Below are 26930 nucleotides of genomic sequence, written 5' to 3' on the forward strand. Positions count from 1 at the left end.
GGCAGGCGGACAAGAACCTGTCCGCCTGCCTAAACTTCACTCAGACTTGAAGATCGTCTGCGCCCGTGGGACCGCCTCAGCCGGAGACGGCCCCCGACATTATGACGGTCACAGCACGACGATTCTGTGCCCAGCAGGATTCGGCATCGCAGAGGGCGACCGGCCGTTCCTTGCCGTATGAGATGGTCGAGACCCGGTTAGGAGCTATGCCCTGGGCGAGCAGGAACTGCTTCGCATTGGCCGCACGGCGGGCAGAGAGGGCAAGATTGTACTCGCGCGTGCCGCGTTCGTCGGCATGGCCCTCAACCTGGACCGTCACGCCTGGATATTGCTTGAGCCATTGGGCCTGGCGGCGGAGCGTGTCCATATTCTCCGCGCTCAGCTGGGTCACGTCGTTGGGGAAGAAGATGCGATCGCCCACGTTCAGGGTGAAATCCCGCTCGGATCCTGGAACCGCCTGCTCCATGCCACCGGCAGAAGGGTTCGCCGGATTGTTCTTGTTAGAACACGCCGCTACGGCCAGCAATCCAAGGCACACAACTGCAGCTTTTGAGGCTGCGATCCAACGCATCATATCTCAATTCCCACCTGTATAAGCACACACACCCGTGGCGAGCACCCGCCCATCCCGCTTCGTCCAGCGGACAGCATGTCCGCTCTCAAGATCCGCAGCGGCCATTCACTGCGGTCGCCTGCGTCAGCCTCGGGGAATATGGTTAATACTTCCCCGCGCCTACTTCAGCAAGGGCGACCAGGCAGGATCGGACGCAAAATTCGGCGTCTGCAACTGCAGCTCGTTGTAGCCGGTCAGATCGACGGTCCAGATCTTTGGTCCACCACCCTCGCCCTGGCTCTCCCGAAAAAACATTAATACTCTGCCGTTAGGCGCCCATGTTGGACCTTCATTATGAAAGCCTTCGGTTAATATTCTCTCACCAGAGCCATCCGGCTTCATCACACCGATGAGAAATTTGCCGTTCATCTGCTTTGTGAAGGCGATCAAGTCGCCGCGCGGCGACCAGACGGGTGTGGAATAGCGCCCCTGGCCAAAACTTATCCGCTGCTGATTCGAGCCGTCGGCGTTCATTGTGTAGATCTGCTGCGTTCCGCCGCGATCAGACTCGAAGGTGATCTGCTGCCCGTCGGGCGAGTAGCAAGGTCCCGTGTCGATAGCACCGCTGTTGGTGATCTGCCGAACCTGGCGCGAGCGCAGGTCCAAAGCGAAGATGTTGGAGTTGCCCTCGTTCTGGAGACTGAGAATCACCTGCTGGCCGTCCGGCGAGAAACGGGGTGCGAAGGCCATGTTCGGGAAAACGCCGACGATCTCGCGCTGCCCGGTCTCGATGTTGAAGAGGTAGACGCGCGGCTGGCCGCCTGCATAGGAGACGTAGGTGATTTCCTGCGCGTTGGGACTGAAGCGCGGGGTCAGCACAAGATCACTGCCATCCGTGAGGTGGCGCAAATTGGCCCCATCCTGGTCCATGATCGCCAGGCGCTTGACGCGCTTGTCTTTGCGGCCACTCTCATCGACGAAGACCACGCGACTGTCGAAATAGCCCTTTTCGCCCGTGAGCCGCTCATAGATCGCATCAGCGATCATGTGGCCGATCCGGCGCCAGTTGCGAGGGGTGGTCACGAATTGCAGCCCCAGCATCTGCTGCTGGGCAAAGATGTCCCAGAGTCTGAATTCCGCCCGCAACCGTCCATCGGGCAGCACCGTGGCACGCCCGGTCACGAGAGCCTGGGCCTGGATGATGCGCCAATCGCCAAAGCGCGGCGGCTGATCGAAATTCGAGATCTGCTCAATGAAGGCCGATTGCGGTATCGCCTTGAACAGGGCGGAGCGCTCGAGGTCGCCGGTGATCACCTGGACGATATCGACGCCATATTTCTGCGCCTCGGGCGTGTCGCCGGTGAAGTTCGGCAGGGCGATGGGCAAGGGCTGCGGCTGCCCGCTGGTGATGTCGAGCTCGAGGACGGCATGGGCGGGGGTGACAAAGGCCGCGACCGTCAGCACGGGGGCCACGATCAGGGTCAGTACCAGGGCAACGACTTTCCGGAGCATTTCGCTCTTGTGTGGGGGCATAGGTTCGCTCTTCTCGGGATCAGCTCGGGAACATGTGGCTCGGGTCGAAATTCAGAATGACGTCGCGCCAGCTCTCATATTTCTCTTGCGGCATCTGGTAGGGCGCACAGCGCATCACCGCGCGCACGGCGGAATCGGCGGCAACCTGGAAAAGGGGTGAGCCGCCGCTGTTCATGATCTCGGGATAGCCCACGACCGACCCATCCATATTGAAGGCGATCCGCAGCTTCACGATAAGGTTCTGGGCGTCGGACACACCTACCGGAGGGTTCCAGCACTTCTCGATCTGGCTGCGCAACCAGTCGCGCTCGTCGGCGGTGATGGCGCTGTCGCTGCCGATCATGGCAGTCCGCTCAGCCCGCTTGGGGGCGCCGGTCTCAACGGGCGTATCGGCCGCGGCACTCTGGGCATCCGGGATCTTGTTCAGAAGCGCTGCGATATCGTCGGGGTTGAAGTCGCGCTGCGGCTTCTTCTCCGCCACTTTCGGGGCCGGCGGTTTGGGCTTGGCCTTCGGCTTGGGCGGCGGGGGGGTCTCGGCCTTCTTCTCCGGCACCTTGTCGGGCTCGGGCTTGGCGTCGGGCACCGCCTGTTCAGGCGCAGGCGTCGGCTCGCTGGGCTGCGGCATCGGCTCAGCGGTCGCCTGCTCGACGGGCTTGGGCTCGGGTTCCGGTTCCGGCGCGGGAGCCTTGGCGGCCTCGGTCGGCTCAGGGGCGGGCTCAGGCTTGGGCTTGGCCTTCTTCACTTCCTCAGGCGGCTTCGGTGGCGCGGCTTTCTCCTCTGGCTTCTCTTCGGCATCCTTCTGGACAGCCATGCGCTTCGACAGGTCACTCAAGGTCAGCAGTTCCACCGGGACAGCCGGAGGCGTCTCGGGGTGAAACTCCTCAGCCGACGGCAAGGCAATCACGCACGCCATCAGCAGCGCGACATGCAGCAGGAAGGATGTGGTGATGCTCCAGCGCATCCCCTGGTCAGCTCCCATCCTCTGCGGGTTCCAGGACGAGGCCGATGCGCTTGAAACCGGCAGCGCTCAGTGAACCCATGACTTGAGCAACAGTGCCATAATCGACCGCTTTGTCACCCCGAACATAGATGCGCTCGTCGTAACCCTGCTTGGTTATCGCCTCCAATTTCGGCACCAGTGTGTCGAGGGTGATCTCCGTGTCCTGCAAAAAGATCTTGCCGGCGCCGTCGACGGAGACCGTCAACGGCTCCTTATCACCTTCCATGGGGTTGCCCTTGCTTTCCGGCAATTCTACCGGCACGCCGACCGTCAGCAGGGGGGCTGCGACCATGAAGATGATGAGAAGCACGAGCATGACGTCGACCATGGGGGTGACGTTGATCTCGCTCATAGGCGCGTGGGAAGACCGTCTGCGGCGTCCGCCGCGGCGACCTCCGCTGTTGTTGGTCTGAAGGCTCGCGCCCATCCCCTGCCTCTTTCCCTTATTGCGCTAGCTGCGCTCGTCCAATTGCCGCGAGATGATCGCCGAGAACTCATCGGCAAAGTTTTCCAGACGCGCACCGATCTTGCCCAGATCGCTGTTGATCTTATTGTAGAAAATGACGGCGGGAATCGCCGCGATCAGGCCGATCGCCGTGGCGAAGAGCGCCTCGGCAATGCCGGGGGCCACCACGGCCAGATTGGTGTTCTTACTCGCGGCGATCGCCTGGAAGCTGCTCATGATGCCCCAGACCGTGCCGAACAAGCCGATGAAGGGCGCGGTGGACCCGACGGTCGCCAGGAAGAGCAATCGGCTTTCCAGGCGCGACATCTCCTTCTGGAGCTGTACGTCCATCACCTTCTCGATCCGCTTCTGCACGCCGTGAAAACCGGCGCGAATGGCACTGTCCTGGCTGCGCTTCCATTCGCGCATGGCAGCCATGAACAAGGACGCCATGCCCGTGTTGGTGCGCGGGCCCAAGCTCAGATAAAGCTCCTCCAGCGACTGGCCGGACCAAAACATCTGCTCGAAGCGATCCGTCGCACGCTTCATGCGCTGGACCAGGACGTATTTCTCAAACACGATGGCCCAGGTCCAGATCGATGCAGCAAGGAGGCCGATCATTACGATCTTGACCACAATGTGCGCCTGCCAGAACAGCGCCATCAGCGAATAGTCAACGGGCGCGGCGGCAGCGCCCTGTGCAATCTCTACTGGCATTCACGTCCCCGGAAATTCGCTGAACAGCATGCCGGGAGCTTGGAGTTCAAGCTCGATCCAGGCGTGGTTAACCCACCAAGCCCGTCAAGTTTGTTCAAACTGCGGCGCACTCTCACCTCGCGCTGGTCCCTCGCGCCGGTCACTCACCGTGTCGCCGTTGGCACCCGTCACCGATACAATACAGGACATGGTTAATAGACGATTTACCGCGCTGCGGAAATGCGGCGGGATGGCTGACTTTTTTGCCGCTCCCCGCGCGGGCTAGCCGGAATTCACGGCCTTCGGGGCGATGACCGCCATCAATTCAGCCGGAACGCGCCGAGGCCGTCCGCTGCGATCAACGAGGGCCACCGTCACCGCCATCTCGAACAGGCGCTCCAGACCTCGATACACCGTCTGCTCGAGTGTCAGGCGAGCCCCCGTCAGGCTGGCGATCTTTGTTGCCACCTCAAGCACATCGTCAATCACCGCCGGCTTGCGAAACTCGGCCTGCAGCTTGCGGACGACAAAACCCAAACCGCCGCCCTCCTCCGTGATCAAATCCCGGTGATGCCAGCCCAGGAGCCGTAACCAGTCGGAGCGGGCGCGTTCGCAGAACTTCAGGTAATTGGCATGATAGACGAAGCCTGAGAAGTCGGTGTCCTCATAATAGACCCGAACCGGCAGCCGGTGCTCCGGCCCGGCCATGCGGCCAGCGAGGTCGGGCCAGGTATCGCGATCACGGGGCATCATCCTCTCCGAAGAGCTCGACTTGCAGCGTCTGCAACCTGCCTGGTGTGGCGAGGCCGAGATGAGCAAAGGCATGCGGTGTCAATATTCGACCACGGGGCGTTCGATTCACGAAACCCTGCTGGATCAGAAAGGGTTCGATAATTTCTTCGAGAGCGTCGCGCGCCTCGCTCAGAGACGCTGCCACCGTCTCGATACCCACCGGTCCGCCGCCGAAATTGAGCGCAATGCATTGAAGATAACGACGGTCCAACATGTCAAGACCACGATTATCCACTTCGAGCATACGGAGCGCTCCGTCGGCTGCCTTCTCGTCGATCCGCTCGACGCCGCCGACGGAGGCGAAGTCCCGGACACGGCGCAGGAGCCTGCCGGCGATCCGCGGCGTTCCGCGAGAGCGCTTGGCGATTTCCCTGGCGCCGCTCTCGGTCATGGAGATCCCCAGAACACGGGCGCCGCGCGAGACGATCTGCAGCAGCTCTTCATCGGTGTAGAAATCGAGCCTGATGGGAATTCCGAAGCGATCCCGCAGGGGCGTGGTCAGCAAGCCCGAACGGGTCGTCGCGCCCACCAAGGTGAAACGCGCCAAGTCGATTCGCACCGAGCGGGCCGCGGGACCCTCGCCGATGATCAAATCGAGCTGAAAATCCTCCATCGCCGGATAGAGGATCTCTTCGACCGCGGGGTTCAGGCGATGGATCTCATCGATGAACAGGACATCGCGGTCCTCAAGATTGGTGAGGAGTGCAGCAAGATCACCGGCTTTGGCAATCACCGGACCGGAGGTCGACCGGAAATTCGATCCCAGCTCGCGGGCGACGATCTGGGCGAGAGTGGTCTTTCCAAGCCCTGGAGGCCCGGCGAAGAGAACGTGATCCAGGGCCTCGCCCCGGGACTTGGCTGCCTCGATAAAGACGCGCAGATTGGCCTTGGCCTTGCCCTGCCCGACGAACTCCTCGAGGCGCAAGGGACGCAGCGTCGTGTCGACGGCATCCTCCTCGCGGGCATCGCGGTCGATCAGACGCGCATTCATGTGGACAGCTCCCGCAGAGCGCCTCGTATCAGCTGCTCGGTGCGGGCGTCGTCACCGGCCTTGGCCAGCGCCGTCGCCACTGCAGCGCCGGCCTGGACCTGCGCATAGCCGAGATTGACGAGGGCGGATACCGCCTCGGCGGAGGCCGTGCCGGTCTTCCCGCCGGCGTCGGTAAGGGCTTGCAGCCGCACCAGGCCGGTATCGGCGTAAGTGAGCGCAGGCGCCTTGTCCTTCAGCTCCGTTACGATCCGTTGGGCAACCTTGGGTCCGATGCCTGGGGCTCTTGCGATGGTCGCCCGGTCCTGCATGGCGATGGCGTTGGCAAGGTCCGATGCGGTCAGGGTCGAGAGCAGCGCGAGGGCCACCCGCGTCCCGACCCCCTGCACCGTCTGCAGCAACAGGAACCATTCCCGTTCCACGGGGCTCAGAAAACCGAAGAGGCGGATCTGGTCCTCGCGCACATAGGTCTCGATCGCCAGCGATACGCTCTCGCCTGGCGCCGGCAGCGACTGAAGGGTCTTACTGGAGCAGGTGACCTGATAGCCGACACCGCCGACATCGATGATCACCCAGTCCTCGCCGAAGCTGTCGACGAACCCCTTGAGCTTCCCGATCATGCGGTCACCTTCATGCGCAGGGCGATGCTCGTGCGATGATGGGCATGCGTGATGGCCACCGCGAGCGCATCGGCGGCGTCGGCACCGGTCACCTTGCAGCGGGCGAGGAGGATCTGCACCATCTCGTGCACCTGCGTCTTGTCTGCGTGGCCGGCCCCCACCACGGCCTTCTTGACCGCGTTTGGCGCATATTCGGCCACGGACAGACCTGCGGCGGCCGGGACCAGGAGAGCGATGGCGCGGGCGTGGCCAAGTTTCAGCGTGGATCGCGGATCCTTGTTGACGAAGGTTTCCTCGACGGCTGCCTCGTGGGGCTGCCATTCCTCCATCACTGCAACGAGCTGGCCATGGAGCTCCAGCAGACGACCCGCCAGAGACTGGGCGTCGTTCACCTTGAGTGTGCCGTGTGCGACATGAATCAGCCGGCTGCCGGCGACATCGATCACGCCCCATCCGGTCTTCCTCAGACCGGGATCAATACCGATAATGCGAATCGCCATGGCCACCATCGGCCATCAATAGCGTAAAGGAAGCAGCGTTCCCAGCGGTCAGGCCGCGGTGAGCTTGGCCATCACGTCGTCCTCCACCTCGAAATTCGAATAGACGTTCTGGACGTCGTCATCGTCTTCCAGGGAGGAGACCAGCTTCAGCATGCTCTGCGCACGCTCCTCATCCACAGGCGTGCCGTTCTGGGGACGCCAAAAGGGGCGAACGGATTCGGCTTCGCCCAAAGTGTCCTGCAGGGCGGCTGCGACTTCACTCAACTCTGCAAAGGCGCAGGTGATGACGTGGCCATCCGCATCGGACTGGACATCCTCCGCACCTGCATCAATGGCAGCCTCCAAAACCGCATCGGCATCACCGATTTCGGGCTTGTAGACGATCTGCCCGACACGGTCGAACATGAAGGACACGGAGCCCGTTTCCCCCAGATTGCCGCCAAACTTCGAAAATGTGGCGCGGACATTGCTGGCCGTTCTGTTGCGATTGTCCGTCAATGTCTCGACGATCACCGCCACGCCGCCGGGGCCATAGCCCTCGTAGCGGATCTCCTCATAGGTGTCGGCATCACCCCCGGCCGCCTTCTTGATGGCGCGCTCGATATTGTCCTTGGGCATGTTCTCGGCGCGGGCATTCTGGATCGCCAGCCGGAGCCGTGCATTGCTGGCGGGGTCGGGTCCGCCGGCCTTGGCGGCAACCGTGATCTCGCGAGAGTGCTTCGAGAACACCTTGGCGCGCTTGGCGTCCTGCGCTCCCTTGCGGTGCATGATGTTCTTAAATTGGGAATGGCCGGCCATGATCGATCTCTTAAGGGAATTGCTTGGGCGCCGTTATAAGCGGCGCGTGCCGCGAAATCCAGTTCAAGCGTTCCAGAAGCCGGGAAGCACGGGTTCAAGCCGGCCACCGCAGCGAATGGGGCCGACGGCGTTGGCCAAGCCGGTCGCATCGTCGATTTCCACCCCGATGCCGCAAAGGGTGGCCTCGCCGCCCGCCGGCTCGAAGCGTCCGCTGGCCAGCTTGCGGGTGAATCGGATCAGCGGCTCCTCGATCTCCATGCCGATGATCGAGTTGTAGTCGCCCGTCATTCCGGCATCCGTCATATAGGCGGTGCCATTGGGAAGGATCTGGTGATCGGCGGTCGGGACATGGGTGTGGGTCCCGACGACGAGACTCGCCCGACCGTCGGCGAAATGACCGACGCCCATTTTCTCCGAGGTCGCCTCAGCATGGATATCGATCACGCAGGCATCGCAGCCCTCGGTCAGTGGGCAGGCGTCCAGCTCCCGGTCAATGGCCACAAAGGGATCGTCCAGGGGATCCATGAACAGCCTGCCCATGACGTTCATCACAAGGACGTGGCGGCCGTCGGCGGTATCGAAGAGGCCGGAGCCCCTGCCCGGCGTCCCCTTGGGATAGTTCACCGGCCGGAGGAGTGTCGGCTCCCGCTCGATGAAGACCAAAGCCTCGCGCTGATCGAAGGCGTGATTGCCCAGGGTCACCACATCCGCCCCGGCATCACGCATGTCGCGGAAGATGTCGTAGTTGATCCCAAAGCCGCCGGCCGCATTCTCGCCGTTGACGACAACGAAATCCGCCTGCAGCTGCTCGCGCAGCCGCGGCAGTTCGCGATAGAGAGCCGTGCGTCCCGAACGGCCAACGACGTCGCCCACAAAGATCAGTCGCATTCCGCCTCTCGGCCGGGTCGATTGCGGGGGTAAACGGGCCCCTGTTCCGTGAGGATCCAGTCGAGGTGCTGGTCTTCGGAATCATGCGGCACGCTGTCGAGCTCCTGGCCCGAAAAGGCGATGCCGATGGCGGTGATCGGCTTCAGAGCGCGCAATTTGTGCAGGGTGCGATCGTAGAAGCCGCCTCCGTAGCCCAGTCGGTAGCCATCCCGGTCGAATGCCAGCATCGGAACGAGCAGCAGGTCGGGATCGACCATGGCCGCATGGTCGCGCGGCGCCAGGATGCCGTAATGGCCTTCGGCGGTATCCTCACCTACGGACCAACTGCGGAAGGCCAAGGGTTGATGGGGCTCGACGATGACCGGCAACGCCGTCTTCCATCCTGCTTCGCCCAGAGCTTCCAACAGCGGCATCACATCGACTTCACTGCGATAGGGATGAAAGCCCGCAACGACCCTTCCCTGGGGAGACCCAAGAAGTTCCAGCCCGAGCTTGCGAATCCGTCCGCCCGCATCGGCTCCCAGCTCCGCCTGGAGCCTCGCCCGCGTCGCACCGGCTTGCCGGCGCAACATCTTCTTCTCTTCCACGGTGTCGGCCCGGTCGCCTGGCAGCATTAGATCCGTCCGATGGCTGAGCCGGGAAACGTTTCAGATAAAGCCACCCGGCCGTTGGAGGTTACGATCCCGGGTCCCTACTAGCGTAGGTGGGCGCCGTGTGAAAGAGGCCACGGCCTCAACCAGGGACAGCTCCCATAGAGATCGGTTATAGGCCCCAGGGAAATTGTTCTCCTGACGCACCGGGCAGCCATCCCTACTTAAGCACAGGCGGCGGCGAAATCCACTGCCAAAGCGGTCAATCTTCGCTGACGGAATGCTCGCGCGACAAGGTCTCGAGCTTTGCGGCTGCATTGCTCAACTGCTCAGCCATACGATCCTCCTGCGCCCGGCTGCGCTCGATCGCCGCCATCCGGGCATCCTTCAGACCGGCCACTTCGTCCTGCAGCGCCTCGATGTGGCGCAGCGCCTCGGACAGTTTGTCGGCGATCGTGATTCCCGCCATCAACAGAAGCCGGATATCGCCGACCTGGCCCACGCTTCGCTTCAGCTTCGAAACTTCACTGTCGAGAAGCTGCGCCAGCTCAAGCAGGTGCTCCTCCTCGCCATGGCCGCATTCCATCGTATAGGGGCGGTCATTCACGCGAACTACGACCTGCGCCATGTGCTTAGAAACTCCGTTCAACCGATAAAGAGTGCGCCGGTCTCATTCGCCCAGAGCCGACCGTATACGGTCCATGGCGGCGTCGATCTTGACCGAAGCCGCCGATTGCCGGTCAAGCAAGAGAGTGTTGTCGGCTCGGAGCTGCTCGATCTCCTCGGCCATGCGCCGACGCTCGTCATCGGCCCCATCGGCATCGCCAACGGCCGCACCGCGCATGCCTGCCACCGACAGCTCTCCGTCAAGCCGCCTCAGCGCCTCTTCAAAGCGCGCAAATGCTCTGTCCAGCTTAGTGGACTCCGCCATCATCCCAGCCGTTGTTCCTCGATTGCATTGCCCGCAGCGTCATTCCAGCGATTCGCTGAAGATTAGGCTTGTGCTCACAACAGCGTCAACAGGGCTCGCCGTTCAACCGCCCGTCACGCCTGTGGTTGCCACCTTCGGACCCTCGCGGGCCAGCTGCCTTGCCATGAAATTACGAACCCGCAAATCGGCCTCGGCGCGCTGTTCGTCGGTGAGCTTTGCGATCTCCGCGTCAAGGTCCGGGTCGGTGCGACCAGACTGGCTTGCCAGGATGTTCCACTTCGCGCCCTCGACCGGATCCGCCGTAAATCCCCGGCCGGTCAGGTAGAGCCGCGCCACCCGGTTCTGGGCCACGGCATTTCCTTGCCGGGCTGCGACGAGCAGCCATTGAGCGCCAATCTTTTCATCTTTCTGGACGCCCTCACCGCGAAAGACCATGACGCCGTAATCAAGGGCCGCGTCGGGGAGCCCCTGCGCTGCGGCCTTGGAAATCCAACTGCCGGCCTGGACCATGTCCTTGTTGACGCCTTTGCCCTCGGCATAGAGGACGCCCAAATTGTATTGGGCGTCTGCCAATCCCTGGTCGCCCGCCTTCCGAAACCATTCCGCGGATTTCGCCCAATCCTGATCGAAGCCGGCGGCACCGGCATAGAGCAGTCCGAGATTGTGCTGAGCCGGCGGATATCCAGCCTGAGCGGCCTGGAGGAGCAGTTGCTCAGCCTTTTTCGGATCCGTAGCCCCGGTGCGACCGTCCAACAACATCAGGGCGATCGCCACCATTGCGCCGGTGTGGCCACGCTCGGCTGCCTGCTCGTACCAGCGTGTAGCCAAGTCGAGGTCGCGGGTAATGCCCCAGCCGTTTTCATACATGGTGCCCATCAAGGCCTGGGCCTGAGGATCGCCGGCCTCGCCCAAGGGGGAGGCTTCCTTGAAGGCGGTCGCAAAATCGCCTGCCTCGGCCGCCCGGATCGCGGCTGCATAGTCTGCCCACAGAGGAGAGGTCGCCGTCGTCGACCCGAGAGCGGCCACTGCCATGCCGAGCGCGGTGATCCTAAGGGGCTTCATCGGACGCGACTTCATCCATGAGGGCATTGAGATCGGACACCATCGTCCGTGCTGCTTCGGGCGAGAGCCACATCGTATCTGATGGACGGACGAACTCCACGCTCCCCGCCGCGAGGGCGCGGACGCCCTCCGGCTCCGATGGCATCAAGGCGACGCAGGGCACCTCGAAAACAGAAGACCACCACACCGGTAGCGAGAAGTCCTCATCTTCGGGAAGATCGCCGGCAATGTCGTCGAAGGCCACAAAATCGGCACCGGCTTCGCCGAGCTCCATCGCGGCGTGACGGGAGCCTGCACAAAAAGCGCCGATGATCATGTCGGTTCCGAGCATTCGCCGAACATCCTGGTATCGCGAAAGATCAGCGCCAATCTGCACGCCATCCACCCCTATTCTGCGCGCCAGGTCGGGACAATCGTCCAAAAGAACGGCGACATTGTGGGCGGCAGCCAAGGGCATGACGGCCGCAGCAAGGGCCTCCACACTGGATTCGGTCTCGCCCGCGATCAACAGGCACGCCACGTCGCCCCCCAGCAAGGCAGCATCGAAAAGCTCGGTGAGCCTTTCGGGTGCGAGGCCGACAGGTGCTACGAGAAAGAGGCGCGAGCGGATCCTCGACGCGGCAGCCTGTTTCCGGGCGATGAGCTCGTCTCCTTAATTGCTCTCAACGATGGCGAGAGAACTTATCTCCCTCAGGCCGCCTTCTCCAGATCCGCGCTATAACGGCCTTGGGCAGCAAGGCCGTTCATCTTCGCCCGGTGCGTAAAGGCTCGCTGGCCCGCTGCCACGTTTTCGGATTTGCCACCCCACGCCTTGATCGCGGCCGCTTGCAGGGCACGCCCATAGGAGAAGGTCAGCGGCCATGGCAGGTCGTGACCGGCATTCATGGCGGACAGATGGGCGGTCGCGATTTCGTCGGACTGGCCACCGGACAGGAACACGATGCCCGGTACTGCGGCGGGTACCGTGCGCTTCAGCACCTTCACCGTCTTTTCGGCGACTTCCTCGATCCCAGCCTGTTGCGGGCATTCCGTACCGGAGATCACCATGTTCGGCTTCAGGAGGGTCTGCTCGAGGACCACGTCCTGCATGTTCAGTTCCGCATAGAGGCTGTGCAGCACCCGCTCCGTCACCTCCAGGCAGCGATCAATGGTGTGATCGCCGTCCATCAGCAACTCGGGCTCGACGATCGGGACCAGACCGGCTTCCTGGGCGATGGCCGCATATCGCGCAAGGGCGTGGGTGTTGGTGAGGATGCACGCCCGACTCGGTATGTCCTTGCCGATCGTGATGACGGCCCGCCACTTCGTGAAGCGAGCCCCCAGCTTGTGATATTCCTGACAGCGTTCGCGCAGGCCATCCAGGCCTTCGGTAATCTGTTCGTCCGGATGATATGCGAGGGGCTTCGTTCCGGCATCGACCTTGATGCCGGGAATGCAGCCCGCCCTGGTCAGCAGTTCGACGAAGGGCGTCCCGTCTTTTGCGCTCTGGCGGATGGTCTCGTCAAAGAGGATCACGCCGGAGATGTGATCCGTCATGGCCTCCGTCGAGCGGAACAGCATCTCGCGATAGTCGCGACGCGCCTCCTCGGTGGAGGTCAGGGCGATCGCATCGAAACGCTTCTTGATCGTGCTGGTGCTCTCGTCGGCCGCGAGAATTCCCTTCCCGTCGGCCACCAAGGCTTTCGCCACCTGTTCAAGGGTCATGCTCATCGTTTCATTCCTCATGGATCGGTGGGTCAATAGACCGAATTATGCTTCAAGATGATGGCACAGCGAAAGAGGATCGCCTCACGCAGCCACCGCCTGTTCAAGGACCGCGACGCCCGGAAGCTCCTTGCCCTCAAGCCATTCGAGAAAGGCCCCGCCGGCGGTCGAGACATAGGTGAAATCGTCTGCCACGCCCGCATGATTGAGCGCGGATACGGTGTCGCCGCCGCCGGCGATGGAGCGCAGCTTGCCGGCGCGGCTCAACTCGGCCGCAAATTTCGCCACCGCCACCGTTCCCCGGTCGAAGGGCTCCAATTCGAAGACGCCGAACGGTCCATTCCAGACGAGGGTCTTGGCCTTCGCAAAGCGAGACTTCACAAGCTCAACGGTTTTCGGGCCAATATCGAGAATGCGCTCCTTCTCGCTGATGGCGCCGATGTCGACCGTTCGGTGATGGGCGTGAGGCTTGAAATCCTCCGCGACCACGGCATCGACGGGCAGCAGGATCTCGCAGCCCTGATGCCCGGCTTCCTTCAGGATACTGCGGGCCTCGTTGAACAGCTCGGGTTCGCAGAGCGAGCGACCGATCGGCTTGCCCTGAGCAGCCAGAAAAGTGTTCGCCATGCCGCCGCCGATGATCAACGTGTCCACCTTCGACGTCAGATGCCCGAGCACGTCGAACTTGGTGGAGATCTTGGCACCCCCGACCACCGCAACCAAAGGACGTTCGGGATGTTCGAGCGCCGAGGACAGCGCTTCGACCTCGGCTTCCATGGCACGACCCGCAACCGAGGGAAGAAAATGCGCAATGCCTTCAGTGGAGGCATGCGCCCGGTGAGCCGCAGAGAAGGCATCGTTCACATAGATGTCGCCCAGATCAAACAGCCGTCGAACGAAGGCGGGCTGATTTGCCTCTTCGCCTGGATGAAAGCGGGTGTTCTCCAGCAGCAGAACGTCGCCCGGCTTGGCGGCCTCGACGGCCTTGAGGGCCTCACCGTTTTCCCAGTTCGTCTCGACGAATTTCACCGGCTGACCCAGAACCTTGGCCAAAGGCTCAGCCACCACGCGCAACGTCATGTCGGGCACCACGGTGCCCTTTGGGCGCCCGAGATGCGAGAGGAGGATCACTTTCGCCCCCTTCGAGACCAGTTCCCGAATGGTCGGGACGACACGCTCGATGCGGGTCTGGTCCTGAACCTCCTCGCCTTTCAGAGGCACGTTCAGATCGACGCGCAGGAGGACCCGCTTGCCCCTGACATCCACATCATCCAACGTCCGAAAGCTCGCCATGACCCGCCCCCCGGATGCCGTTAAAGCGCGCTCCAATATGCCGCCGTGTCGTTCATGCGGTGGGAGAAACCCCATTCATTGTCATACCAAGCGGCCACGCGTACCAGACGCTTGTCGACGATCTGCGTCTGGGTGAGATCAAAGACGCAAGAGGCCGGATTATGGTTGAAATCGGTGGAGACGAGCGGCTCGTCACATGCTTCCACGACCCCGGCCAGATTCCCTGCGGCAGCCTTGCGCACCGCATCGTTGATCGCCTCGGCGCTCACTTCGCGGGCAGGCACGAACACAAGGTCGACCAAGGACACATTGGGTACAGGGACGCGGACCGACGTCCCGTCCAGCTTGCCCTTCAGCTTCGGGAGCACTTCGCCAACGGTCTTGGCGGCCCCTGTCGTGGTGGGGATCATGGACAGTCCGGCGGCGCGGGCGCGGCGGAGATCCTTATGGCTGTTGTCCAGAAGCCGCTGATCCGTCGTATAGGCATGAATCGTCGTCATGAAGCCGCGCTCCAGACCGCAGAACTCATCGAGCAGCATGGCCATGGGCGCGAGACAGTTGGTGGTACAGGAGGCGTTGGAGACGATGGTCTGGTCCGCCTTCATATCCTTGTGGTTGACGCCATAGACGACGGTCATGTCAGCGCCCTTCGCGGGGGCCGAGCAGAGGACCTTCTTGGCGCCGTTGGTCAGGTGGATCTGCGCCTTGTCGCGACTGTTGAACTTGCCGGTGCATTCAAGAACCACGTCAACCCCATGGTCGCCCCAGCGGATGTTCGCTGGATCCTCCTCGCTGATATAGGCGATGCGACCCTTGCCGATGTCGAGGAAGCCCTCTCCCGTCTCCACCGGTCCGGGAAACCGGCCATGCACGCTATCATATTTGAAGAGATGCGCTGCGCCTTCCAGCGCCGACCGGTTGTTGATGGCCACCACCTCCATGTCGCTGCGCCCGGATTCGGCATAGGCACGAAGGACGAGGCGGCCGATGCGGCCAAATCCATTGATGGCAACACGAACGGTCATGTCGAAGCGCTATCCCTGTTGAAGCTGTGGTCGAGGTGTCAGTTCTTGGTACCGGCGATCCGGCTGGTCACGGCAGACACCGCCGCCTCGGCGGTAATGCCGAAGTGGCGGTAAAGTTCCTGGTAGGGTCCACTGGCGCCGAAGCCGTGCATCCCGATAAAGATGCCGTCATGGCCGATGAACCGCTCCCAGCCCATAGAAACCGCTGCTTCGATGGCGACCCGATGTTTTTCCGGGCCGAGGACCGATGCGCGATATTCCGGAGATTGTGCGGCAAAAAGCTCGAAGCTCGGGACTGAGACCACCCGGGTGTGATGCCCCGCCTTGTCAAGTTGAGCCTTGGCCGCCAAAGCGATCTCGATTTCGGATCCCGAGGCGAAGATCACCACTTCGCTGTCGGCATTGGTGCCAGCGAGCTCATAGGCGCCGCGGGCGCACAGATTGTCGGCATCGGATTCGTGCCGTACCGCCGGCAGATTCTGGCGGGTGAGAGCCATGACGGAGGGGCCGTCCCGGTTCTCAAGAGCGATCTGCCAGCATTCGGCCGTCTCCATGGCGTCGGCGGGCCTCAGCACCTTCAAGTTGGGGATGGCCCGCAAGGCGGCAAGCTGCTCCACCGGCTGATGGGTCGGCCCGTCCTCGCCAAGCCCGATCGAATCATGGGTGAAAACGAAGATGACGCGCTGCTGCATCAGTGCCGCCAAGCGCACGGAGGGCCTGCAGTAATCGGAGAAGATCAGGAACGTGCCGCCATAAGGGATCACGCCCCGGTGCAGCGCCATGCCGTTCATCGCCGCGGCCATGCCATGCTCGCGGATGCCGTAATGGATGAAGCGGCCGGAGAAATCCTCCGGCGTAATCGCCTTCATGTCGGCCGATTTCGTGTTGTTCGACGGGGTCAGATCGGCAGACCCCCCGATCGTCTCGGTCACCACGGCGTTGATGACGTCGAGAACCATCTGTGAAGCCGACCGCGTCGCCGTCTTCGGCTTGTCCTTGGCCAGCTTGTCCTTGAAACTGCGGATGACCGAGCCAAACTTCGAGGGAAGGTCTCCACGCTGGCGGCGGTCGAATTCGGCACGGGTCTCGACGTCGAGTTCCGCGACATTCTGCTCCCAGGTGCGACGATGCTTGCAGGCGCGGATGCCGGCGATACGCCACAGATCGCGAATGTCGGTCGGGACGACGAAGGGCTCGTCGGTCCAGGCCAGCGACTTACGGGTGGCGGCAATCTCATCGGGCCCGAGCGGCGAGCCGTGGGCGCCCGAGGTGCCCTGCTTCTTCGGCGCCCCATAGCCAATGACGGTGCGGCACGCGATCAGCGAGGGGCGATCGTCGGACTGTGCCGCCGTTATCGCCGCCGCAATCGCCGAGGGATCATGGCCGTCGATGCCCATGGTGTGCCAGCCGGAGGCGTCAAAGCGCTTCAGCTGATCGGTCGAATCCGACAGCTTGATCGGCCCATCGATGGAAATGCCGTTGTCATCAAAGAGAACGATGAGCTTGCCGAGCTTCAAGTGACCGGCGAGCGCGATGGATTCCTGGCTGATGCCCTCCATGAGATCGCCGTCGCTGGCAAGCACATAGGTCCGGTGGTCGACCACGGAGGCTCCGAAGCGCGTCGACAGCAGGCGTTCGGCGATCGCCATGCCGACGGCATTGCCCAGGCCCTGCCCGAGCGGCCCGGTGGTCGTCTCGATTCCCGCGGCGTGGCCATATTCCGGATGTCCCGCCGTGCGGGAGCCAAGCTGGCGGAACCGCTTGATCTCGTCGATCGTGATGTCTTCGTATCCGAGAAGATGCAGCAGCCCGTATAGCAGCATGGAGCCATGGCCGGCGGAGAGCACGAAGCGATCGCGGTCCGGCCAATGGGGCTCGGTGGCGTCAAACTTCAGGAACTGCGTAAAGAGGACGGTGGCAATGTCCGCCGCCCCCATCGGAAGTCCCGGATGGCCTGAGTTTGCTGCTTGGACAGCGTCCATGGCGAGGGCGCGAAGCGCGTTGGCCATGCGTGTATGCTTGGTGGTATCGATGGTGGTGCTACCTTGGATGTGCGCTGTCATTGCGTCCGATGCCGCCGGGTCCGTCATTTCAGCCGGTCTGCCGAGCCGTGGAGAACAGGCGCCACACATAGCATTTGGCGCCCCCAAGTCAACGGCCGGGCCCGCCGACGCGGCACGTAGGTGCGCATCGCTGCGCGGTTTTTGATGCATCCCGCAGGCAGAGTTGATAGGTATCGCGCCCAAGTGCTGCATATGGCGCCGTCAAGCGCCGCCAGCGCAACCCTTTTCCTTCAGGTGAAAGATGAAGATCAACGGTAACGAAATCCGCCCGGGCAACGTCATCCAGCACCAGGGCGGCCTATGGGTCGCAGTAAAGACCCAGCACGTGAAACCCGGCAAGGGCGGCGCCTACGCCCAGGTCGAGCTCAAAAATCTGGTCGACAACCGCAAGCTCAACGAGCGCTTCCGGTCTTCGGAGACCGTGGAGCGCGTCCGCCTCGAGCAGAAAGACTATCAGTATCTCTATCCGTCCGGGGACATGCTGGTGTTCATGGATCAAGAAACCTACGAGCAGATCGAGCTGTCGACCGAATTCGTGGGTGATCGCGCCGCATTTCTCCAGGACGGCATGAAGGTCACCGTCGACAGCCACGAGGGTACGCCTCTCGGCATCACCCTGCCTGACTACGTAACGCTCGAGATCGTCGAAGCCGATGCGGTCGTCAAAGGGCAGACGGCATCGTCCTCCTATAAGCCGGCGGTCCTCGAGAATGGCCTGCGCGTCATGGTGCCCCCCTTCATCACCACGGGTGAGCGTATCATTGTTGACACCAACGAGGTCGCCTATGTGCGACGGGCCGACTAACCGCCGATAATGCGACTGGAACAAGGAAGAAGATGCGTTCAGCACTGATCAACGTGATGATCCAGGCTGCGCGAAAGGCCGCCCGCCGGCTTCAGCGCGACTTTGGAGAAGTAGAAAATCTGCAGGTGTCCATGAAGGGACCGGCGGATTTCGTCTCCAATGCCGATCGACAGGCAGAGGACACGCTCGTCGAGGAGTTGTCACGAGCGCGACCCGGTTATGGCTTCCTGCTCGAGGAGCGCGGCGGCATCAAGGGGACCGATCCCAATCATCGGTGGATCATCGATCCCCTCGACGGCACCACGAATTTCCTGCACGGGATCCCGCATTTCGCCATTTCGATCGGTCTGCAGCGCGATGACGACATGGTCGCCGCCCTGATCTACAATCCGATATCGGACGAGCTCTATACGGCCGAACGCGGCCGCGGCTCCTTTCTGAACGACAGGCGGTTGCGCGTGGCGGCGCGTCGGGATCTGTCGCAGGCCGTCATCGGCTGCGGCGTCCCGCACAATGCCCGCGGCGACCATGGGCTGTTCCGGCTGGAATTGGCGCGGATTCAAGCCAAGGCCGCAGGGATCCGTCGCCTTGGGGCGGCGGCGCTCGACCTCGCCTATGTGGCCGCAGGACGATATGACGGCTTCTGGGAGCGGGGCCTGAAGCCCTGGGACATCGCTGCCGGAGCCCTGCTCATCCGAGAAGCCGGCGGCACGATCGGCGACATCGAAGGGCGCAAAGACTTCATGGCCACAGGCGATGTCCTGGCCGCGAACGAGTCGATCTATGGCGAGATGGAGCGGGAGCTCAAGGCAGCGCGGAAATAAGCGGCTGCCCACTTAAAAATGAAGTGCGGCACCTTGGCCACAGGCGCTAATTTGCTCCCGAGCGCTAATGAAATTTTCCGACTTTCGCTTTATGTTGACATGAAGATGCAAGGGCAGAGCGACAAGGAATTCCCGCGCACTAACAGACAGAGCTCGAGGGGGAGGCCTTGAAGAAGAGCCTAGCCGAAGAATACGATCTGTTCGCGCTGACGCGGCCTCGGCTGTATCTCATCCGGATGACCGTCTTCACGATCCTGATGGCATTCGGGATTGCGATCCTGTTTCCCCAGATCAGGACCGCCTTCATGGTCAATCCGGGCCTGAACGGGGTCATTATCGGCACGCTGGTTCTCGGCATCGGATATGCCTTCCGCCTGGTGTGGCGTCTCTTTCCCGAAGTCGCCTGGGTCAACAGCTTCCGGATCTCGGATCCCGGCCTGGAAATCCCTCATACCCCGGTGCTCCTGGCGCCGATGTCGACTCTGCTTCGTCATCGGCAAACAGAGACCGTGCTGACCCCAGGGACCATGCGGTCGCTGCTCGACAGCCTCGCGTCGCGGCTGGATGAATCGCGGGACATCTCGCGCTATCTCATCGGACTGCTCGTCTTTCTCGGCCTGCTGGGCACGTTCTGGGGCCTGTCGCAAACCGTGAGCGCCGTGGGTCTGACCATTCGCGGGCTCGATGTCGGCGCCACGGAATCGGCCGCCATCTTCGAGCAGCTGAAGACCGGCCTCGAAGCGCCCCTGGCGGGCATGGGAACGGCGTTCGCCTCCTCGCTGTTCGGCCTCGCCGGATCGCTGATCCTGGGCTTCCTCGACCTGCAGGCGGGGCAGGCCCAGAACCGGTTCTACAATGATCTCGAAGAATGGCTGTCGACGCTGACCGACATTCATGCCGGAGACGGGCGGAGCGGCGGGCAATTGGCCGTTCCTCACTATGTCCAGCTCGATCTGCGGGAGATGCAGAACAGTCTGAACAGGATCAACACCACCTTGAGCGAAGCGCTCAGTGAACCCGATAGTGGGCCGGCCGCCAATGCCGGTCCGCAGGAGGATTCGCTGGCCATAACACGGCTGGCAAATGCGGTGCAGGGACTCGTCGCGCAGATGCGCGAAGAACAGCAGATCGTCCGAAAATGGGCCCAGGCGCAGGCGGATAATCAGGCCGAGATCAAAACGATGCTGTCGCGGATGAATCGCGAGCCCGATCGGCTGACGCGACGGCCTCGCGCCCCAGCAACGGAAGAGTAGGTATTCCATGGCCTTGTCGCGGCGAGGCGGTCGCGGATTTCGCGACAATTCTCATCTTCAATGGCCTGGGTTCGTGGATGCGACAGCCACCCTGCTCATGGTCTTCGTTTTCCTGGTGGCCGTCTTCACGGTCGCGCAATATCTCCTGGCCCGTGAAGTCAGCGGCCAGGACACTGCCCTGCAGCGGCTGCGCAACGAGATTGCCTCCCTGACGGAGATGCTCGCTCTGGAAAAGTCGGGCTCTGCGGAACTTGAGTCACGGCTCGCCACGCTTGTCGGTCAGCTTCAGGGTCTGTCCTCCGAACGCGACCGGCTGCAGGCCGATCTGCTCGAAGAGCGCCAGGAGGGAAGCGAGGCCGGATCGACGGTCAGTGGCCTGGAGAGTGATCTGGAGACCCAGAGGCAGGTGTCCTCGGAGGCCCTGGCTCGCGTCGAGTTGCTCAATCAGCAGATCGCAGCCCTGAGGCGCCAGATCGCCACCTTGAATGATGCCTTGGGCGCTTCCGAGAAACGGGATCAAGAATCGAAGTCGCAGATTGCCGATTTGGGCAAGCGCCTCAACATCGCGCTGGCTCAGAGGGTCCAGCAGCTTGCGCGCTATCGGTCGGAGTTTTTCGGCCGGCTGCGCGAAATCCTCAGTCAGCGGTCGGATGTGCAGGTGGTGGGAGACCGTTTCGTCTTCCAGGCTGAGGTGTTGTTCCCCAAAGGCGAGTCGGTGTTCCAGGCTGCGGGCCGCGCAGAGCTGCAAAAGTTGGCGAGCGCCATCAAGGAGCTCGAATCGGAAATTCCCGACGATCTCGCCTGGGTCTTGCGGGTCGATGGGCATACCGATGATGATCCCATCAACACGCCGCAATACCCGTCAAACTGGGAGCTGTCGGCGGCGCGAGCGATCGCCGTCGTCAAGTTCCTGGTGGCGCAAGGGGTCAATCCCCAGCACCTGGTGGCTGCGGGATTCGGCGAGTACCAGCCGATCGCTTCCGGGAGCACCGCTGAGGCCAAGACCCTCAATCGCCGGATCGAGCTGAAGCTGACCGAGCGATAGCCCGGTTCATGCCGGAGCGGCGCTCGGCGCTCACGGCCGCGGGTCCAGCTCCGCTCCAGCGGCCTCGGGCAGCAGTGCCGGTTCTCCGCCGCCTTCCATGAACTGGAGGCTCGCCAGACGGGCATAAAGCCCCCCATGGCGGATCAGCTCTTCATGCCGGCCTTCGGCGACGATCTTGCCTTTGTCCAAAACGATAATCCGGTCGGCATTGCGCACGGTGGCCAGTCGGTGTGCGATCACCAAGGTCGTGCGTCCCGCCATGAGCTGATCGAGCGCAGCCTGCACCGCTTGCTCACTCTCTGCGTCCAAGGCACTCGTTGCTTCGTCCAGAAGCAGGATCGGCGCATCGCGCAGCAAGGCCCGAGCAATGGCGATCCGTTGCCGCTGGCCGCCAGACAGGACAACGCCACGCTCGCCCACCTCGGTATCGAAGCCGTCGGGGAGATCTGCAATAAATTCTTCGGCCCGGGCTGCGCGCGCCGCGGCGAGAATATCCGATCGATCGGCATCCGGCCGGCCATAAAGGATATTCTCGGCAATCGTCGTCGAGAAGATCACCGAATCCTGCGGCACAAGCGCCATTCGGGCGCGGATGTCGCGCGGATCGGCGGATCTGAGATCGACGCCATCAATGCGGACCGTGCCGAACTGGGGATCGTAATAACGCAGCAGCAGGTTGAAGATCGTGCTCTTGCCAGAGCCCGAGGGGCCCACCACCGCAACCGTCTCGCCCGGCCTGATCTGCAGATTGAAGCCGCTCAATGCCCGGTCCAGGCCACGGGAGGGATAGGCGAAACCCACATCGTCGAACGTGACCTCCCCCCGCGGCGGAACGGGCAGAGGAACAGGCTTGGCCGGCACGGTCAGGGCTGATTTCGTGTCGAGTAGTTCCGACAGGCGTTCGGCGGCGCCGGAGGCTTGCTGCACCTCTCCCCACACTTGAGAGAGCTCCCCCAATGCACCCGCAGCGAAGGCCGCATAGAGCACGAACTGACCGAGCGCGCCCCCCGTCATGTTGCCGGCCAGGACTTCCTGGGCGCCATACCAGAGAATGCCGACGATGGACCCGAAGGTCAGGAAAATGATCGAGCCCGTAAGGAACGCGCGCGCCTTGGTGCTCGCTTTGGCCGCATTGAAGGCATTCTCACTCGAGCCCGCGAAGAAACTGGCGGCCCTCCCCTCCTCCGTGAACGCCTGGACCAGACGTATTGCGCCAAGGCGCTCGCTGGCGAAGGCTGCGCTGTCGGCGAGCGTATCCTGCGCCGAACGGGAGAGCCGGCGGACCCATTTTCCGAACAGCACCAAGGGAATGACGATGATCGGTATCGCAACGACGACGAGCCCACTCAGCTTGGGGCTGGTCACCACCATCATCGCCAGCGCCCCGACGAACAGCATGAGATTGCGGAGCGCGATCGAGGCACTGGAGCCGAAGGCGGCCTTGATCTGAGTCGTGTCGGCCGTCAGGCGCGACATGATTTCGCCCGTGCGGGCGGTCTCGTAGAAATCGGCTCCCAGACCCAGCAGGTGCTGAAACACCGCGCTGCGCACATCGGCGACGACGCGCTCGCCCAACCAGATCACGAAGTAGTAGCGGGCCGCGCTGGCGATCGCGAGAACCAGCGCCACGCCGAGAAGGGTCGCGAAATATTGATGGATCAGCGTGGCGTTCTCATGCGTAAAGCCGAAGTCGATCATCCGGCGCACGGCGAGAGGGACCGCAAGCGTGGCCGCGGCGGCCGTCACGAGAGCCACAAGCGCTGCCACCATTCGCCAGCGGTGCCGCAGCACGAAGGGCAAAAGGCGCAGGAGCGGTTGCAAGTTGTGGCGGGATCGCTTCTCGCCGGATTTCTGTCTCGTCAAAAGGCTTCTCATGGGCTGAGGCGAATGTGCGGCCGAACCTAACGAAAGCCTTGCGAGAATGCGAGCGCCCATGCGCCACACCCGGGCTTCGGACTTGCACCCTGGTCGGGCGTCCGCTATAGAACCGCGCAACGAGGAAGCTGCTGGTTCCGCGAGGGTGTCGGCGTTTTTCCACACATTGCAGAGAAGAGTCCTGCCATGAAGCAAGAAATCCATCCCGACTATCACATGATCAAAGTGGTCATGACCGACGGCACCACCTTCGATACGCGCTCGACCTGGGGAACTGAGGGTCAGACACTGCAGCTGGACATCGATCCCAAGACCCATCCTGCGTGGACCGGTGGCTCGAGCCATCTGCTCGACCGGGGTGGACGGGTCAGCCGCTTCAAGCAGAAATACGGCTTTCTCGGCGGCAAGTAAGTTTCTGTCCCGTTTCGGGACTTCGAGAATTGTCGTTCACCCCTTCAGCGAAAACCCGGCTCTGCGCCGGGTTTTCTTGTTCAGCTCGTGGTGAATGCGCGCATCAGCATGTTGATTTGCTCGCCGACCGGGCTCGCCTGGGGCTTTGGTTTCGATCGGCGATCATAGAGCATGCGGTCGAGCCGCAGAATTCGCTGATGAAGATGTAAGCTCTTCCCGATCAGCCGCTGCAAGCCCGGCGGCAGATCAACCGCCGTCGAGAGCGCTGGGCCGGCGCCGATGTCACGCAGATTGATGCGCTGCTTTTCGCGCCGCGCATCCTCCAGACTCAGTTCCCCTTCCTTGACCGCGCGCTGGAGCAGGAGCCATGAGGCCAGCTGCATCAGCCGTGTGGTCAGGCGCATGCTTTCCCTTGCATAGGATGCGGACCCGGACTGGCCGAGATCACGGGATTCGACACGGCCATCTCCGTCCAGATAGTCAGCGGCCTCCTCCACCAGCGACATTCCTTCGGAATAGATCCGCGTAAACAATGCCGACGTCGCAAAACGCGGCCCGAACTCGATGGTTTGTCCGAGGGACACGGTCTCGATCACTGCAACCACACTTCACCCCTGCCGCCCTGGTGCGCCTATGGCGCCCACTGCTTTCCCTGGTCCGCAGCTTCACGAAAGCATTCGTGTTCCCCGTCGAACCTCTTTTGATGTGGGATATGATGCAAAGCCCACGCCAAGGTCCAGTGCGTCGCCGGAAATAAGGGCGGGACCATGGCCAAAGCAGGAGTTTATGCACAAAAAAATGGAGCCGCGCGAAGCGGCTCCAAGGTCTAACAGGGAGGCGTCAAACAGAGTGGACAGGAGCCACTCAGAGAATCCAGATGACTGGATTACGTTAACGAAAATACACCACAGATTCTTACTGAATAGTTAATATTTATCGAAACTTCACCGAAAACTCGCGTTGCATGTTCGCGCATCCCTGTTCAAATGGGCAACTTACTGAAAAACAACTCGTTTCGGTCAGCTTAGCAAAAAAGCCACTACTTGCGGAAAAGGCTTTCGGCTGCAGAGCGGACGCCCATCCGCCTTTCGAGTGCGTGGCGGATGCGCTGAATTTCATCCTCCAAGAGCGTGATGCGATGATGAAGATCCTCCACCGACACCGAATCAAGTTCCTCACCGATCCCAATTTCGGACGGTTTTCTTCTGACTTCATCCGCTTCCATGGCACCTCTCTCCCAACTAACACGACGCGAAGGCGATAGGTTTGCTTGTCACCAACGTACAGGCTCGCTAGATCATTCCCACTGTCTTCCTTCCACGGTGACGCCCTCCATGCACGATCTGCCCACTGAAATGACCGCGATCGAGATCACGACGCCTGGGGGACCCGAGGTGCTCCAGCCGACGCGCCTGGCGGTTCCGCGCCCCCTCGACGGGCAGATCCTGATCCAGGTGATCGCCGCCGGGGTCAACCGCCCCGATGTCGTACAGCGCCAGGGACACTATCCGCCACCGCCCGGGGCGCCGACAACCCCTGGGCTGGAGGTTGCCGGCCGGGTTGTGAAAATCGGCCCGGGCGTGACACGCTACCAGGAGGGTGACACCGTCTGCGCCCTTGTTCCGGGTGGAGGATATGCGGAATATTGCGTCGCAGCCGAGTCCAATTCCCTCCCGATCCCCTCCGGCCTCACGCCGCTTGAGGCCGGAGGACTGCCCGAGACCTATTTCACCGTCTGGACCAATGTCTTCCAGCGCGGCCGTTTGCGGCAGGGAGAGGTGTTGTTGGTTCATGGTGGCACAAGTGGGATCGGCACGACCGCGATCATGCTGGGCCGAGCCTTCGGCGCCCGAGTCTTCGCCACCGCCGGCAGTCCGGAGAAATGCCGGGCCTGCGAGGAACTCGGCGCAGAACGAGGGATCAATTATCACGACGAAGATTTCGTGGAGATCATCCGGAAGGAGACCGAGGGCCAAGGCGCCAACGTGATCCTCGACATGGTGGGCGGCGAGTACATCCCGCGCAATATCGAGATCGCGGCTCCCGACGGGCGCATCGTCTCGATCGCGTTTCTGGGGGGATCGTCAGTGAAGGTGAATTTCCTCCCCGTCATGCTGAAGCGGCTCATCCTGACCGGCTCCACCTTGCGTCCGCGCAGCGTCGCCCAGAAGGCCGCCATCGCCCGGGAGCTCGAGGCACAGGTGTGGCCGCTCTTCACCTCCGGAGAAATCAAGCCCGTGATCGATTCGACCTTTCCCCTAGAAGAGGCAAGCCAAGCGCATCAGCGGTTGGAACAGAGCGGGCATATCGGCAAGATCATCCTCACCACGTGAGGGCGGAATGAGGCCACAAAAGCCTTTTCAACAACCGCCCATCGCGCCTATATACCCCTTTAATACATCAACACATCGATGCCCTCGTGGAACAGAGCCTGAGGTTCTGAAGGAGTGCCCCCATGTCGAAAACCTTGCTCATGCCGAAAGCGACCGCCGTCTGGCTCGTGGAAAACACCTCTCTGACATTCGATCAGATTGCCAATTTCTGCACGCTGCATCCCCTGGAGGTCAAAGGCATCGCCGACGGCGACGTGGCGACGGGCATCAAGGGGATGGACCCGATCGTCTCGGGTCAGCTCACCCGGGAAGAGATCGAACGCGGACAGAGGGATGCGAACTACCGTCTGCGGATTTCGGAGTCGAAAGTGGACATCCCGGAGGTGAAGCGACGTAAGGGGCCGCGCTATACTCCCGTCTCGCGTCGCCAGGATCGCCCGGACGCCATCGCATGGCTGCTGCGCTATCACCCGGAGCTCAATGACAGCCAGATCATCAAGCTCGTCGGCACGACGAAGCCGACGATCGAATCCATCCGCGACCGGACGCATTGGAATTCCCCCAATCTCACGCCGAAGGACCCGGTGACCCTCGGCCTCTGCGCGCAGAGCGAACTCGATGCAGCGGTCCGGAAGGCTTCCGATCGCGTGCTGCGCGAACGTGGCCCCATTGCTGTCGAAGAAGATCGGGGCGGCACATTGCGGCCGGCCGAGGAGACCCAAAGCCCCGAGGTCACGGCGGCGAACATCTTTGGTCAATCCTCGATCGTCCCGCCCGAAGCGCCCGCGGAAGAGGATCAGGAGATCGATGAGGACAAGGTCTTCGCCAAGCTTGCAGGCTTGAAGCGGGCGCCGAGCGAAGAGGACGAAGACGAGTCGCGCTGACGCTCGGCCAAAGTTTCCC

General features: G+C 62.3%; 30 protein-coding genes and 1 other RNA gene. 7 read left to right on the forward strand and 24 right to left on the reverse strand.

Going from position 1 to position 26930, the window contains the following annotated elements; genetic code table 11:
- Window positions 1-76: 76 nt before the first annotated feature.
- The 21 genes from pal to tkt all read right to left on the reverse strand — a co-directional run bounded on the left by pal (window position 77) and on the right by tkt (window position 17481).
- Complete coding sequence (gene pal, locus FKM97_RS17890) at window positions 77-571, reverse strand: peptidoglycan-associated lipoprotein Pal (RefSeq protein ID WP_144294017.1); 495 nt, start codon at window positions 569-571, stop codon at window positions 77-79.
- A gap of 162 nt (window positions 572-733) precedes the next feature.
- Window positions 734-2086 carry a Tol-Pal system beta propeller repeat protein TolB gene (gene tolB, locus FKM97_RS17895; RefSeq protein WP_246105145.1) on the reverse strand — a complete coding sequence of 451 codons (1353 nt, stop codon included), beginning with the start codon at window positions 2084-2086 and terminating at the stop codon, window positions 734-736.
- A 19-nt stretch (window positions 2087-2105) separates the two neighbouring features.
- On the reverse strand, window positions 2106-3047 hold the full coding sequence (locus tag FKM97_RS17900) for a TonB C-terminal domain-containing protein (RefSeq protein ID WP_144293800.1): 942 nt from the start codon (window positions 3045-3047) through the stop codon (window positions 2106-2108).
- A 7-nt stretch (window positions 3048-3054) separates the two neighbouring features.
- Complete coding sequence (gene tolR, locus FKM97_RS17905) at window positions 3055-3513, reverse strand: protein TolR (RefSeq protein ID WP_144293801.1); 459 nt, start codon at window positions 3511-3513, stop codon at window positions 3055-3057.
- Window positions 3514-3537: 24 nt separating this feature from the next.
- The gene (tolQ, locus tag FKM97_RS17910; RefSeq protein ID WP_144293802.1) at window positions 3538-4248 is read right to left on the reverse strand and encodes a protein TolQ; all 711 of its coding nucleotides are present in this window, start codon (window positions 4246-4248) and stop codon (window positions 3538-3540) included.
- A gap of 261 nt (window positions 4249-4509) precedes the next feature.
- Entirely contained in the window at window positions 4510-4980 is a 471-nt protein-coding gene (ybgC, locus tag FKM97_RS17915) for a tol-pal system-associated acyl-CoA thioesterase (RefSeq protein ID WP_144293803.1), read from the reverse strand.
- Window positions 4967-6010 carry a Holliday junction branch migration DNA helicase RuvB gene (gene ruvB, locus FKM97_RS17920; protein WP_144293804.1) on the reverse strand — a complete coding sequence of 348 codons (1044 nt, stop codon included), beginning with the start codon at window positions 6008-6010 and terminating at the stop codon, window positions 4967-4969. Before ruvB ends, ybgC begins: the two co-directional genes overlap by 14 nt.
- Window positions 6007-6627 (reverse strand): Holliday junction branch migration protein RuvA, encoded by a 621-nt coding sequence (gene ruvA / locus FKM97_RS17925; protein WP_144293805.1) that lies wholly within the window; start codon window positions 6625-6627, stop codon window positions 6007-6009. The genes ruvB and ruvA overlap by 4 nt, the downstream gene beginning before the upstream one ends.
- On the reverse strand, window positions 6624-7136 hold the full coding sequence (gene ruvC / locus FKM97_RS17930) for a crossover junction endodeoxyribonuclease RuvC (protein WP_144293806.1): 513 nt from the start codon (window positions 7134-7136) through the stop codon (window positions 6624-6626). The genes ruvA and ruvC overlap by 4 nt, the downstream gene beginning before the upstream one ends.
- A gap of 39 nt (window positions 7137-7175) precedes the next feature.
- Window positions 7176-7925 carry a YebC/PmpR family DNA-binding transcriptional regulator gene (locus FKM97_RS17935; RefSeq protein WP_144293807.1) on the reverse strand — a complete coding sequence of 250 codons (750 nt, stop codon included), beginning with the start codon at window positions 7923-7925 and terminating at the stop codon, window positions 7176-7178.
- 63 nt (window positions 7926-7988) lie between these two features.
- A complete protein-coding gene (locus tag FKM97_RS17940; RefSeq protein ID WP_144293808.1) occupies window positions 7989-8813 on the reverse strand; it encodes a TIGR00282 family metallophosphoesterase in 825 nt (274 codons plus the stop codon).
- Window positions 8804-9427: a 5-formyltetrahydrofolate cyclo-ligase gene (locus tag FKM97_RS17945; protein ID WP_144293809.1), complete on the reverse strand. Its 624-nt coding sequence runs from the start codon at window positions 9425-9427 to the stop codon at window positions 8804-8806. The genes FKM97_RS17940 and FKM97_RS17945 overlap by 10 nt, the downstream gene beginning before the upstream one ends.
- 36 nt (window positions 9428-9463) lie before the next feature.
- A non-coding RNA gene (gene ssrS / locus FKM97_RS17950) (6S RNA) lies at window positions 9464-9623 on the reverse strand.
- 42 nt (window positions 9624-9665) lie between these two features.
- Window positions 9666-10031: a cell division protein ZapA gene (locus tag FKM97_RS17955; RefSeq protein WP_144293810.1), complete on the reverse strand. Its 366-nt coding sequence runs from the start codon at window positions 10029-10031 to the stop codon at window positions 9666-9668.
- A gap of 42 nt (window positions 10032-10073) precedes the next feature.
- The gene (locus FKM97_RS17960; protein WP_144293811.1) at window positions 10074-10337 is read right to left on the reverse strand and encodes a hypothetical protein; all 264 of its coding nucleotides are present in this window, start codon (window positions 10335-10337) and stop codon (window positions 10074-10076) included.
- 99 nt (window positions 10338-10436) lie between these two features.
- Window positions 10437-11396 (reverse strand): tetratricopeptide repeat protein, encoded by a 960-nt coding sequence (locus FKM97_RS17965; protein WP_170240982.1) that lies wholly within the window; start codon window positions 11394-11396, stop codon window positions 10437-10439.
- The gene (locus FKM97_RS17970) at window positions 11383-12036 is read right to left on the reverse strand and encodes a thiamine phosphate synthase (RefSeq protein ID WP_144293813.1); all 654 of its coding nucleotides are present in this window, start codon (window positions 12034-12036) and stop codon (window positions 11383-11385) included. The genes FKM97_RS17965 and FKM97_RS17970 overlap by 14 nt, the downstream gene beginning before the upstream one ends.
- Window positions 12037-12086: 50 nt before the next feature.
- On the reverse strand, window positions 12087-13106 hold the full coding sequence (locus FKM97_RS17975) for a class I fructose-bisphosphate aldolase (protein ID WP_144293814.1): 1020 nt from the start codon (window positions 13104-13106) through the stop codon (window positions 12087-12089).
- A 78-nt stretch (window positions 13107-13184) separates the two neighbouring features.
- A complete protein-coding gene (locus FKM97_RS17980) occupies window positions 13185-14393 on the reverse strand; it encodes a phosphoglycerate kinase (RefSeq protein ID WP_144293815.1) in 1209 nt (402 codons plus the stop codon).
- 20 nt (window positions 14394-14413) lie between these two features.
- Window positions 14414-15418: a type I glyceraldehyde-3-phosphate dehydrogenase gene (gene gap / locus FKM97_RS17985; RefSeq protein ID WP_144293816.1), complete on the reverse strand. Its 1005-nt coding sequence runs from the start codon at window positions 15416-15418 to the stop codon at window positions 14414-14416.
- Window positions 15419-15456: 38 nt separating this feature from the next.
- Window positions 15457-17481, reverse strand: coding sequence for a transketolase (gene tkt / locus FKM97_RS17990; RefSeq protein WP_144293817.1), 2025 nt, complete (start codon window positions 17479-17481; stop codon window positions 15457-15459).
- Between the two features lie 241 nt (window positions 17482-17722).
- On the opposite strand from tkt, the gene efp reads away from it, so the two are divergent.
- From efp to FKM97_RS18010, 4 genes are all read left to right on the forward strand, one after another.
- Complete coding sequence (gene efp, locus FKM97_RS17995) at window positions 17723-18286, forward strand: elongation factor P (protein WP_144293818.1); 564 nt, start codon at window positions 17723-17725, stop codon at window positions 18284-18286.
- 32 nt (window positions 18287-18318) lie between these two features.
- Window positions 18319-19110 carry an inositol monophosphatase family protein gene (locus tag FKM97_RS18000; RefSeq protein WP_144293819.1) on the forward strand — a complete coding sequence of 264 codons (792 nt, stop codon included), beginning with the start codon at window positions 18319-18321 and terminating at the stop codon, window positions 19108-19110.
- Window positions 19111-19277: 167 nt separating this feature from the next.
- A complete protein-coding gene (locus tag FKM97_RS18005) occupies window positions 19278-20363 on the forward strand; it encodes a flagellar motor protein MotA (protein WP_144293820.1) in 1086 nt (361 codons plus the stop codon).
- A 7-nt stretch (window positions 20364-20370) separates the two neighbouring features.
- The gene (locus FKM97_RS18010) at window positions 20371-21408 is read left to right on the forward strand and encodes a peptidoglycan -binding protein (protein ID WP_144293821.1); all 1038 of its coding nucleotides are present in this window, start codon (window positions 20371-20373) and stop codon (window positions 21406-21408) included.
- Between the two features lie 30 nt (window positions 21409-21438).
- Here FKM97_RS18010 and FKM97_RS18015 read toward each other — a convergent pair whose 3' ends face one another.
- Entirely contained in the window at window positions 21439-23283 is a 1845-nt protein-coding gene (locus FKM97_RS18015) for an ABC transporter transmembrane domain-containing protein (RefSeq protein WP_170240983.1), read from the reverse strand.
- A gap of 186 nt (window positions 23284-23469) precedes the next feature.
- Between FKM97_RS18015 and rpmE the strand changes: the two genes are divergently transcribed.
- A complete protein-coding gene (rpmE, locus tag FKM97_RS18020; protein ID WP_144293823.1) occupies window positions 23470-23694 on the forward strand; it encodes a 50S ribosomal protein L31 in 225 nt (74 codons plus the stop codon).
- 80 nt (window positions 23695-23774) lie between these two features.
- Here rpmE and rcdA read toward each other — a convergent pair whose 3' ends face one another.
- Window positions 23775-24299: a protease adaptor protein RcdA gene (rcdA, locus tag FKM97_RS18025; protein ID WP_246105148.1), complete on the reverse strand. Its 525-nt coding sequence runs from the start codon at window positions 24297-24299 to the stop codon at window positions 23775-23777.
- Between the two features lie 434 nt (window positions 24300-24733).
- Window positions 24734-24919: a DUF1192 domain-containing protein gene (locus tag FKM97_RS18030; RefSeq protein ID WP_144293824.1), complete on the reverse strand. Its 186-nt coding sequence runs from the start codon at window positions 24917-24919 to the stop codon at window positions 24734-24736.
- 109 nt (window positions 24920-25028) lie between these two features.
- Here FKM97_RS18030 and FKM97_RS18035 point away from each other — a divergent pair, with 109 nt between their 5' ends.
- Together FKM97_RS18035 and FKM97_RS18040 are read left to right on the forward strand one after the other, a co-directional pair.
- Window positions 25029-26027 (forward strand): NAD(P)H-quinone oxidoreductase, encoded by a 999-nt coding sequence (locus tag FKM97_RS18035; RefSeq protein ID WP_205015163.1) that lies wholly within the window; start codon window positions 25029-25031, stop codon window positions 26025-26027.
- A gap of 122 nt (window positions 26028-26149) precedes the next feature.
- Window positions 26150-26911 carry a DUF1013 domain-containing protein gene (locus FKM97_RS18040; RefSeq protein WP_144293825.1) on the forward strand — a complete coding sequence of 254 codons (762 nt, stop codon included), beginning with the start codon at window positions 26150-26152 and terminating at the stop codon, window positions 26909-26911.
- Window positions 26912-26930: the final 19 nt, after the last annotated feature.

Source organism: Rhodoligotrophos appendicifer (assembly GCF_007474605.1).
GTDB lineage: Bacteria > Pseudomonadota > Alphaproteobacteria > Rhizobiales > Im1 > Rhodoligotrophos > Rhodoligotrophos appendicifer.

What these genes read in the sequence shown, in the direction of transcription:
- gap (WP_144293816.1), bottom strand. Translation starts at nt 15,418, where the DNA reads ATGACCGTTCGTGTTGCCATCAATGGATTTGGCCGCATCGGCCGCCTC.
- ruvA (WP_144293805.1), bottom strand. Translation starts at nt 6,627, where the DNA reads ATGATCGGGAAGCTCAAGGGGTTCGTCGACAGCTTCGGCGAGGACTGG.
- FKM97_RS18015 (WP_170240983.1), bottom strand. Translation starts at nt 23,283, where the DNA reads ATGAGAAGCCTTTTGACGAGACAGAAATCCGGCGAGAAGCGATCCCGC.
- tolR (WP_144293801.1), bottom strand. Translation starts at nt 3,513, where the DNA reads ATGGGCGCGAGCCTTCAGACCAACAACAGCGGAGGTCGCCGCGGCGGA.
- FKM97_RS17940 (WP_144293808.1), bottom strand. Translation starts at nt 8,813, where the DNA reads ATGCGACTGATCTTTGTGGGCGACGTCGTTGGCCGTTCGGGACGCACG.
- ybgC (WP_144293803.1), bottom strand. Translation starts at nt 4,980, where the DNA reads ATGATGCCCCGTGATCGCGATACCTGGCCCGACCTCGCTGGCCGCATG.
- FKM97_RS18030 (WP_144293824.1), bottom strand. Translation starts at nt 24,919, where the DNA reads ATGGAAGCGGATGAAGTCAGAAGAAAACCGTCCGAAATTGGGATCGGT.
- FKM97_RS18000 (WP_144293819.1), top strand. Translation starts at nt 18,319, where the DNA reads ATGCGTTCAGCACTGATCAACGTGATGATCCAGGCTGCGCGAAAGGCC.
- FKM97_RS17955 (WP_144293810.1), bottom strand. Translation starts at nt 10,031, where the DNA reads ATGGCGCAGGTCGTAGTTCGCGTGAATGACCGCCCCTATACGATGGAA.
- pal (WP_144294017.1), bottom strand. Translation starts at nt 571, where the DNA reads ATGCGTTGGATCGCAGCCTCAAAAGCTGCAGTTGTGTGCCTTGGATTG.
- ruvB (WP_144293804.1), bottom strand. Translation starts at nt 6,010, where the DNA reads ATGAATGCGCGTCTGATCGACCGCGATGCCCGCGAGGAGGATGCCGTC.
- FKM97_RS17980 (WP_144293815.1), bottom strand. Translation starts at nt 14,393, where the DNA reads ATGGCGAGCTTTCGGACGTTGGATGATGTGGATGTCAGGGGCAAGCGG.
- FKM97_RS17960 (WP_144293811.1), bottom strand. Translation starts at nt 10,337, where the DNA reads ATGATGGCGGAGTCCACTAAGCTGGACAGAGCATTTGCGCGCTTTGAA.
- FKM97_RS17945 (WP_144293809.1), bottom strand. Translation starts at nt 9,427, where the DNA reads ATGCTGCCAGGCGACCGGGCCGACACCGTGGAAGAGAAGAAGATGTTG.
- efp (WP_144293818.1), top strand. Translation starts at nt 17,723, where the DNA reads ATGAAGATCAACGGTAACGAAATCCGCCCGGGCAACGTCATCCAGCAC.
- FKM97_RS18010 (WP_144293821.1), top strand. Translation starts at nt 20,371, where the DNA reads ATGGCCTTGTCGCGGCGAGGCGGTCGCGGATTTCGCGACAATTCTCAT.
- FKM97_RS18035 (WP_205015163.1), top strand. Translation starts at nt 25,029, where the DNA reads ATGCACGATCTGCCCACTGAAATGACCGCGATCGAGATCACGACGCCT.
- FKM97_RS17975 (WP_144293814.1), bottom strand. Translation starts at nt 13,106, where the DNA reads ATGAGCATGACCCTTGAACAGGTGGCGAAAGCCTTGGTGGCCGACGGG.
- FKM97_RS17900 (WP_144293800.1), bottom strand. Translation starts at nt 3,047, where the DNA reads ATGCGCTGGAGCATCACCACATCCTTCCTGCTGCATGTCGCGCTGCTG.
- ruvC (WP_144293806.1), bottom strand. Translation starts at nt 7,136, where the DNA reads ATGGTGGCCATGGCGATTCGCATTATCGGTATTGATCCCGGTCTGAGG.
- rpmE (WP_144293823.1), top strand. Translation starts at nt 23,470, where the DNA reads ATGAAGCAAGAAATCCATCCCGACTATCACATGATCAAAGTGGTCATG.
- FKM97_RS17965 (WP_170240982.1), bottom strand. Translation starts at nt 11,396, where the DNA reads ATGAAGCCCCTTAGGATCACCGCGCTCGGCATGGCAGTGGCCGCTCTC.
- tolQ (WP_144293802.1), bottom strand. Translation starts at nt 4,248, where the DNA reads ATGCCAGTAGAGATTGCACAGGGCGCTGCCGCCGCGCCCGTTGACTAT.
- tkt (WP_144293817.1), bottom strand. Translation starts at nt 17,481, where the DNA reads ATGACAGCGCACATCCAAGGTAGCACCACCATCGATACCACCAAGCAT.
- tolB (WP_246105145.1), bottom strand. Translation starts at nt 2,086, where the DNA reads ATGCCCCCACACAAGAGCGAAATGCTCCGGAAAGTCGTTGCCCTGGTA.
- FKM97_RS18040 (WP_144293825.1), top strand. Translation starts at nt 26,150, where the DNA reads ATGTCGAAAACCTTGCTCATGCCGAAAGCGACCGCCGTCTGGCTCGTG.
- FKM97_RS17935 (WP_144293807.1), bottom strand. Translation starts at nt 7,925, where the DNA reads ATGGCCGGCCATTCCCAATTTAAGAACATCATGCACCGCAAGGGAGCG.